The organism is Gemmatimonadaceae bacterium (assembly GCA_036003045.1).
Classification (GTDB): Bacteria; Gemmatimonadota; Gemmatimonadetes; order Gemmatimonadales; family Gemmatimonadaceae; genus JAQBQB01.
Genome location: DASYSS010000010.1, coordinates 70,839 through 77,460, shown reverse-complemented (window position 1 = coordinate 77,460; position 6,622 = coordinate 70,839). Strand labels below are relative to the sequence as shown.

The following is a 6,622-nucleotide window of genomic DNA, read 5'->3' as shown; positions in this document are numbered from 1 at the left end:
AATCGGGACGGCGGGATTTGAACCCGCGACCCCCTGAACCCCATTCAGGTGCGCTACCGGACTGCGCTACGTCCCGTCGAAATCAGTCCGAAAAGTATAGCCGCCCGTCCCCGCCTTGTCACCTTCGCAGTCAGCCACTCTCGTCCCTCGCCCCTCAAGCCGTTCGGAGCCTGGCCGTTTCGGAGTTCGGCAGTTTCGGAGTTCGGTAGTTTCGCAGCTTCGGAGTTCGGCAGTTTCGGCCCTCGGCCGTTTCGGAGTTCGGCAGTCTCGGACTTCGGCCCTCTCTACATGCCCCGCCACGCCATCACCTCACGACTCCAAGCTCCATCTGCTCATCCCCTCCCGTCTCCCTCTTCCCTTCCCGCGCCAACTTCCTCTTCAACCGCTGATTCAACGGGTCCAAGTACGTGTACACCACCGGCGTCACGTACAACGTCACCAACTGCGAAAACGCCAACCCGCCGACGACCGCGATCCCCAAAGGCCGCCGAGTTTCCGACCCAATCCCCGACGCCAACGCCACCGGCAGCGTGCCGACCAGCGCCGCGACGGTCGTCATCATGATCGGCCGGAACCTCACGTGCGCCGCGTCCACGATCGCCTGCTCGGCCGGCTTCTTCTCTTTCTGCTCCGCCTCGACCGCGAAGTCCACCATCATGATCGCGTTCTTCTTCACGAGTCCTATCAATAGAATCACGCCGACGAACGCGAACACCGACAGCTCGATGTTGAAGATCCAGAGCGCCAGCAACGCGCCGAACGCGGCAAACGGGAGCCCCGAAAGAATCGTGAGCGGGTGCACGAAGCTCTCGTACAGAATCCCGAGCACCATGTAGATCACGAACACGGCGAGAATGACGAGCACGACGAGCCCCGCTTCGGTCGCTTGGAAAACCTGCGCCGTTCCCGAAAACGCCGTCGTGATCCCCGCCGGCAGCGTCTGAATCGCCAGCCGTTGCACCTCGGCCGTCGCCGCGCCGAGTGAAGCGCCGGGCGCGAGGTTGAACGAAAGCGTCACCGACGGCAACTGCCCCGAGTGGTTGATCGTGACCGGCCCGAGACTCTTGCTCAGCGTCGCGACGGCTTTGAGCGGCACGAGCGTGCCCGTCGTGCTCTTGATGTACAGCAGCGCCAGCTGCGAGATGTCCGCCTGATACTGCGGCAGCAGCTCGAGGATCACCTGGTACTCGTTGCTCGGCGAAAGAATCGTCGACACCTGGCGCGAGCCGTACGCGTCGCCGAGCGCACCCTCGATCTGTTCCGCGGTCACGCCGAACGCCGCCGCGCGCGTGCGGTCGATCGTCACGTTCACCTGCGGGTTGTTGTTCTGCATGTCGGTGGTCACGTCGGCGAGGAGCGGCGAGCCCTTGGCCGCGGTTACCAGCTTTGCCGCCGCCGCGTACATCGCCTGCACATCGGACCCCTGCATCGTGAACTGATACTGACTCTTCGCTTGCCGGCCGCCGATCTGAATCGCCGGCGGGATCGACGGGTACGCCGTGACGCCGGGTACGTGGGACAGCTTCCCGCGAAGCTCGTTCACCACCGACTGAACCGGGAGCCGTTGGCCGAGCGGTTTGAGGATGGCGATCACGCGCCCGGTGTTCGTCCCGCCGCCTCCTCCGCCGCCACCGATCGACGACATGTACGACGCGACGTTGGGGTCCTCCTGCACGATTCGAGCGACCTGCAGCTGTCGGCGCACCATGTCCTGATACGACGTCCCCTGCGCTGCTTCGGTCGTGATGTTGATCTGTCCGATGTCTTCATCCGGGATGAATCCGGTCGGCAGGATCTTGAACAGCACGGCTGTCCCGACGAGCACGAGCAACGAGAAGAGCATCGTCAACGGGCGGTGGCGCATCGTCCAGTCCAGCGTCGACGCGTATCGGCCGAGCGTCCAGTCCCACGCCCGTTCGATGCCGTTGTAGACGCGGTTGTGCTTCTCGTTCTTCTGCGCGCGCAGGAACCGGCTGGCCAACATCGGCGTGAACGTGAGTGACACGACGCCCGACACGAGAATCGCCGTCGCGATCACGACCGAGAATTCGCGGAAGAGTCGGCCCACGACGCCGCCAAGAAACAGCAGCGGGATAAAGACCGCGGTGAGCGACAGCGTCATCGAAAGAATCGTGAAGCCAACCTCCGCCGCGCCGTCGATCGCGGCTTGCATCGGCGGCGTTCCCATCTCCATGTGCCGCACGATGTTCTCGAGCATCACGATCGCGTCGTCCACGACGAACCCGACGGCGAGCGTGAGCGCCATCAGCGACAGCGTGTCGAGGCTGTAGCCGAGGATGTACATGATCGGAAACGTCCCGATCACGGAGAGCGGCAGCGCCAAGCTGGGAATGAGCGTCGCCCACGCGTTGCGCAAAAAGAGGAAGATCACCACGACGACGAGGCACAGCGTCAACAGCAGTGTGCGTTTCACGTCGCTCACCGATTGATCGATCCCGACCGACCGGTCGAACAGCGTCTGGATGCGCACCCCGCTCGGAATCTGCGCTTTCATCGAGTCGAGCTCGGCGCGCACCGCGCCGGCCACTTCGACCGTGTTCGTCCCCGGTTGCCGTTGCACGGCCAGAACGATCGCGCGGACGCCGTTGTACCAGCTCGCGCTCCGGTTGTTCTCGACGTCGTCGAGCACACGCCCCAAGGCGCCGAGCGTCACGCCCGCACCGTTTCGATAGACGACGGTCATCGAGCGAAACTCGTCGGCGTTGTTCAGCTGGCCGGTCGCTTGAACCGTATACGCCGTCGTGGGACCCCAGAGCACACCGGTTGGTTGGCTCACGCTCTGCGCGTTCACCGCGGTCGCGACCTCGTCGATGCCGATCTTTCGATAGGCGAGCGCGGTCGGATCGAGCTGTATTCGTACCGCATATTTTGCCGAGCCGAAGACCGACACCTGCGCGACGCCGTCGACCATCGACAGTCGTTGCGAGAGCAGCGTTTCCCCGACCTCGTCGAGCTGCTGCAACGAGAGCGTCGTCGACGTGAGCGCGTAGAACAGAATCGGCGAGGCCGCCGGGTTCGCCTTCTGATACGACGGCGGTTGGATGCCGAGCGGCAGTTGGCGCAGCGTTTTGGCGATGGCCGCCTGAACGTCTTGCGCGGCCGCGTCGATGTTGCGGTCGAGCGAGAACTGCAGCGTGATCGACGTCGATCCCAAGCTCGAGGTCGAGGTCATGTTGTCGATGCCGGCAATCGTCGAGAACTGCTTCTCGAGCGGCGTGGCGACGGCCGATGCCATCGTCTGCGGGCTCGCGCCCGGCAGCGATGCGCTCACGCTGATCGTCGGATAGTCGACGGTCGGCAGATCGCTGATCGCCAAGCTTCCGTACGTGAACACGCCGAACACGATGATCCCGACCATGAGCAAGATCGTCATCACCGGCCGCCGGATGAATCGCTCGGAGATGTTCATGGCGGGGGGCGGCCGGTCGAGGTCGGTGCCGGCGGTCTTCCCGTCGTCCGGCCGTTCGCTGGCGGCGACGTCGAAGGCGTCGTCGATGGACGCGTCATCCCGGGTGGAGTTGGGCTCGACGGAGTAACGCTAGGAAGCGTCGGAGTCGGCGTGCTGCTCGGCGTCGCAGTGCTCGGCGATGCGTTGCCGGTAGACGGAGTGGAGCTCGGCGATGCGCCACGCGGCGACGGCGTCGGCGGCGGCGCTCCGCCAGCCGTTCCCGGCACTGCGCCCGGTCCGGCACGCGCGCCTCGCGCTGCAGGTGCCGGATTCACACTGCCGGGGCGCGCGACCGCACCGACTTCACCGCCTACCGACTCGGCGGGCGCCGTAGCGCTCGAATCCACTTGTTTGCCTAGCGTCGCCGTGCCGGTGTCCGTTCCGAATCCTGTGATGGCGACACGCGTACCCTGGTCGAGGCGCGACTGGCCGTCGACCACGACGCGCTCGCCCACCCCGAGGCCTTTCTGAATGACCGTGAGATCGGCGACCTGAAGTCCCGGCGAGATCTGTCGCATGTTCGCCGTGTTGCTCGCGTCGATGACGAACACGTACGGGCCTTGTTGTCCCGTGAGGATGGCGTCTGTCGGGACGGCGAGCACGCCGTGCTGGACGCGAAGCTGTACCGTGAGAAACACCAGCTCACCCGGCCAAAGACCGCGGTCGGCGTTGGCGAAGTTCGCCTTGCCGGTCACCGTGCCCGTAAGGGAGTCGACGTTGTTGTCGAGGAACGTGAGCTGCCCACGCTCGACTTCTCGCGCGCTGTCGGTCGAAGCCGCCGTCACGAGAAGCGGGCGGCGCGCCACTGCCGCTTGCATCGATGGGAAGTCCTGCTGCAACACAGGAAATCGCACGAGCACGGGACTGATCTGGTTGATCACGACGAGCGGACCGGTCGTCGGACCGACGTTGTTGCCCCGCCGTACGATCAAGCTCCCGGTGCGCCCGCCGATCGGCGCGGCGATGGCGGTGAATCCGAGATTCACGCGCGCGGCGCGCAGAGCGGCGCGGTCCGCTTGTACCGTCGCCGCCGAGGCCAATGCCGCCGCGTGCATTTGATCGGACTGCGACCGGCTCACGTATCCGATGCCGGCGAGCGACTTGTAGCGGGCATCGTCACTCTCGGCGGCATTTGCGTTCGCGATGTCCTTGGTCAGCGTGGCTTGGGCTTGATCGACGATCGCCTGCAGCGGCCGTGGATCGAGTCTGAAGAGCTGCTGTCCCTTTTGAACGAAGTCGCCCTCCTTGAACAGAACGTCGAGCAATGTTCCGCTGACCTGCGCGGTGACCGACACCGTTTGCATCGGCTCGACGACGCCGCTCGCCGAGACCGTGACCGGAGCGTCGATTCGCTTGACGGGCATGACACGCACGGGCGTCGCTCCTGCGCGCCGCGCTGGCGGTCCGCCTCTGCACGCACCGGCAACGACGGCGAGGACGACCGCGAGCGCGCGCAAAGCGGTTCCGGCCCACCGGTTCACCGGCCTACCGGCCGCCACGATCATCATCGAACCCTCGGCAGCGGCGCCAGCGGAATGTTCGGCCTTCCGCGCGTGTCGAGCGAACCGACATCGTGGGCCAGTTGCGCCAACGCCGTCCGCCATTCCCACCGCGCCTGGATGTCCTCGGCGCGCGCCGAGTCGAGCGCGGTTCGCGCCAGCACGACGTCGACGATTGTCCCGACGCCCTCGCGGTAACGCCCGGCGGCGACTTCCGCGGACTGCACGGCCGCCGTGAGAAGGTCGACGGCTGCCGCGAGGCGCTGGCGCGCCGTCTGGAGCGCGGCGTACGACGTGAACACCTGCACCGTGACCTGCTGCTGCGTCGACGTGACCCGCGCGAGCGCGGCCTGATACTGGGCGCGCGCCGTCCGCACGTCGTACTGCCGCGAGAACCCGTTGAAGATCGGAATCTGAAGGCCGAGCACGAGGGAAGCGTTCAAGCCGTTGGCGGTCGACTGTCCTTCTACAGATCGCGTGTAGCTCTGGTTGGTCGAGAGCGTGAGCGAGGGATATCCGGCGGACCGCGCGATGCGGATTTGCGCGGCGAGCTGAGCCGCCGTTGCCCGGGCTTCGGCAAGATCGGGCCGGGTCGTGATCGCGCGGTTGATCAGCGTGTCGACTGACGCAGCCACCTTGGCTATCGAATCGGTCGCCGCGATCGGAGGAATGTCAAAGTGGGTGTTGGCCGGGAGACCCATCGACACGGCGAGCGTGGCGCGGGAGGATACGAGCGCTCCCTCGAGCGTGACGAGCTGAAACCGGGCCTGAGCGAGCTCGGTTCTCGCCTGCAAAACATCCTGCAGCGTGCCTACGCCGACGCGGAGGCGCGCCTCGGCGTTCGCGGTATCGGTTTGCGCTTCTTTCACCGCGGTGAGCTGCGCGTCGCGAAGCGCGACATTCGCGAGATACGAGAAGAGCGCCGACTCTACTTGGAGTACGACATCGTTGATCGCGGAATTGTGGGCGAGGTTCAACGCGATCGCGTTCTGCTTCGCCGACTCGATGGTCGCGGCGCGCCCGCCCTCGTCGAGAACCAAATACGAGAGCGACAAAGCGGGAGTGATTTGCGCGCGCGTTACACCGCCGGCGACACCAACGCCGCGAGGATTCGCCTGCGTCGTGTCGATCACCACGTTCGACCCGTTGCCCCCGCCGCCGATGATGGAGCCTGACGACGCACCGGCGAGGTTCACGCTGCCATTGATCGTCGGGTATTTCGCGCCGCGCGCCGCTCCGTATTCGTTCGCCCCGGCCTGCGCATTCGCCCACGACTCGCGCGTCGTGGGGTTGTTCTTGAGGGCGATGTCGACGACCTCGGGGAGCGTGAACCGCACGGCGGCGGTGGTCGCCGAGTCGGCAGCAAGCGCCGCCGTGGCAGCGGGAGCCGTGGGCGGTGCAGCCGGTGGAGGCGGTGTGCGCGCCGCGGCCGGGACCGTCCAGGGCGTCGCCGGATTCGCCGGCGCGCCCGACACGCCGTCGATGCGGGGTGTGCCCGGCGTGTGACACGCCGCCCCCGAGCCCGCGACGATTGCAACAATCGAAAGCCGAAGGAGCTGCGCGCGACGGAAAACCCAAGCGAGCGGAAGCGCCGAATCGAAAAACATTCGGCCACTACAATTGCAGATTGGAGACCGAGAGTCGCGCGAAACGA

Annotated in this window: 3 protein-coding genes and 1 tRNA gene; all 4 read right to left on the bottom strand. The window is 65.9% G+C overall.

Translation table 11 applies throughout. The annotated features are described in order from the left end of the window. Nucleotides 1-2 precede the first annotated feature (2 nt). Nucleotides 3-76, bottom strand: a tRNA-Pro gene (locus tag VGQ44_01395). Between the two features lie 228 nt (nt 77-304). Continuing rightward, nucleotides 305-3,430, bottom strand: a complete 3,126-nt coding sequence (locus VGQ44_01390) for an efflux RND transporter permease subunit (protein HEV8445434.1) — start codon at nt 3,428-3,430, stop codon at nt 305-307. Next, nucleotides 3,427-4,977 (bottom strand): efflux RND transporter periplasmic adaptor subunit, encoded by a 1,551-nt coding sequence (locus VGQ44_01385; protein ID HEV8445433.1) that lies wholly within the window; start codon nt 4,975-4,977, stop codon nt 3,427-3,429. Before VGQ44_01385 ends, VGQ44_01390 begins: the two co-directional genes overlap by 4 nt. Continuing rightward, nucleotides 4,974-6,575 carry a TolC family protein gene (locus VGQ44_01380; protein HEV8445432.1) on the bottom strand — a complete coding sequence of 534 codons (1,602 nt, stop codon included), beginning with the start codon at nt 6,573-6,575 and terminating at the stop codon, nt 4,974-4,976. The genes VGQ44_01385 and VGQ44_01380 overlap by 4 nt, the downstream gene beginning before the upstream one ends. Nucleotides 6,576-6,622 lie beyond the last annotated feature (47 nt).

Bases quoted from the DNA above. Each gene is read 5' to 3' on its own strand.
- VGQ44_01390 (HEV8445434.1), bottom strand. From the start codon at position 3,430: ATGAACATCTCCGAGCGATTCATCCGGCGGCCGGTGATGACGATCTTG.
- VGQ44_01385 (HEV8445433.1), bottom strand. From the start codon at position 4,977: ATGATGATCGTGGCGGCCGGTAGGCCGGTGAACCGGTGGGCCGGAACC.
- VGQ44_01380 (HEV8445432.1), bottom strand. From the start codon at position 6,575: ATGTTTTTCGATTCGGCGCTTCCGCTCGCTTGGGTTTTCCGTCGCGCG.